Below are 1,695 nucleotides of genomic sequence, written 5' to 3'. Positions count from 1 at the left end.
AATATGAAGGCTCCATTATGTGTAGCAACCCTTGAAAATGCCTATACTACACACCCTGGCATGAAAGGTTGTATATGTCACTCAGACAGAGGTACACAATATACTAGCGATTTATATCGCGAGGCAATAAACAAACATGGCATCATCCAAAGTATGAATAGCGATGGCGGTAGGTGGCATGATAATGCCCGCTGTGAAAGTATGTGGGCAAGGATGAAAGATGAGCTCTTTTATACAAGAGACATCAAATCTACAAATTATACCGTTGCAGAACTTAAAGTCATGATCTGGGATGCTTCATCAGTTACTGGAATAATAGAAGGATATGTTCCTCAAACAAAGGACTTCCTCCTATGGTTAAAAAATAACGTTACTATGAGGCCATAAAGAACATGGCTGCATAGCTTCGTTTATATACGAGTTTATGTTGTAAAGTAATATTGACAATATCATTCTACTAACTCAAAACCAAATCGTAATAGCCTGTCTTTATACAAAACAACAACTTTTTTGATATGATTTTTTGATATGCGTCTAATCAATTCATTGTTTTTTTCTATCACAAAAACACCCCGGTCATTTTTCTAACATATAAGCTTTACTTTTAACAAAATATGTGTTATCTTGACGACATTCAAGTAAATATAGGAGCAAATTATGGAAAAACAATTAAAATTTCACGGACCTTTGATGATGGTATTTGCCGCATTATGCTTTTCTACCGGTGGGGCAGTTTTAAAATTAGTACCCTGGAATCCTTTTACAATTAACGGAGTAAGAAATATTTTTGCAGCAATGGTAATCGGCACATATATTATTTTTACACATCACAAACTAAAAATAAATAAATCTGTCCTATTTGGTACACTTTGTATGTTTTCAATGTCAACGCTTTTTGTTCTGGCTAATAAACTCACAAGTGCTGCCAACGCAATTATTCTTCAATACACATGTCCCGTATGGATTATAGTTTTAATGGCATTATTATTTAGAAAAAAAGCCACAAAAAAAGAGATAATAACAGTTATTATTGTATTTATAGGTATTTTATGTTTTTTCTACGATTCCTTGGGAAATGGTGATATAAAAGGGGATCTGGTAGCTGTTTTAGCTGGTATTTTTTACGCAGGATTATACATAATTAATGAATTCAAGGATGGCGATTCTTTGTCTTCTTTTTTCTTTGGACAGCTTTTATGTGGAATAGTATTAAGCCCAAACATTGTAAAAGAAACCGATTTTTCACCAATTGTTATTATTTCCGTAATTTTCTTAGGAGCCGTTCAAATCGGCCTTGCCTACATATTTTTTGCCGAAGGAACAAAACACACACCTCCGGTTCCGGCATGCCTTATAAGTACAATTGAACCCATTCTCAATCCTATAATAGTCGCAATTGTCTGGAGCGAAGTCATGTCCCCAGTTTCACTGGCAGGTGCTGCTATTGTAGTGATAGCCATACTCACATATAATCTTTCCTATATCAAATTTGGTAAATAACCTTCATGCATAATACCTTTTTTATGTTAATTAAGGCCAATATCTTTCTTGCATAATTTTTTTACTATGTTAAGTCACCTATCAGCTTTTTATATAATATTTATTCTTAGTTATGTCAGTTACTAGTTTTTTGTATAATATTTTGCTTTGTTATGTCAGTTGTTGGCTTTTTTTATAATATTTTCGCTTTGTTAT

The 1,695-nt window shown here is 33.3% G+C and carries 1 protein-coding gene and 2 pseudogenes; 2 read left to right on the top strand and 1 reads right to left on the bottom strand.

Going from position 1 to position 1,695, the window contains the following annotated elements; translation table 11 throughout:
* Nucleotides 1-368, top strand: a pseudogene (locus BM153_RS13405) (transposase); the annotation flags it as partial.
* Nucleotides 369-452: 84 nt separating this feature from the next.
* Here the strand turns inward: BM153_RS13405 and BM153_RS14105 are convergent.
* Nucleotides 453-545 (bottom strand): annotated as a pseudogene (locus BM153_RS14105) (IS607 family transposase); the annotation flags it as partial.
* A 112-nt stretch (nt 546-657) separates the two neighbouring features.
* Here BM153_RS14105 and BM153_RS13400 point away from each other — a divergent pair.
* Nucleotides 658-1,500: a DMT family transporter gene (locus BM153_RS13400; protein WP_092874997.1), complete on the top strand. Its 843-nt coding sequence runs from the start codon at nt 658-660 to the stop codon at nt 1,498-1,500.
* The last annotated feature ends 195 nt before the right edge of the window (nt 1,501-1,695 follow it).

The organism is Acetitomaculum ruminis DSM 5522 (genome assembly GCF_900112085.1).
GTDB lineage: Bacteria > Bacillota > Clostridia > Lachnospirales > Lachnospiraceae > Acetitomaculum > Acetitomaculum ruminis.
The sequence above is the reverse complement of the archived record's forward strand: the minus strand, read 5'-3'. Positions and strand labels throughout refer to the sequence as shown.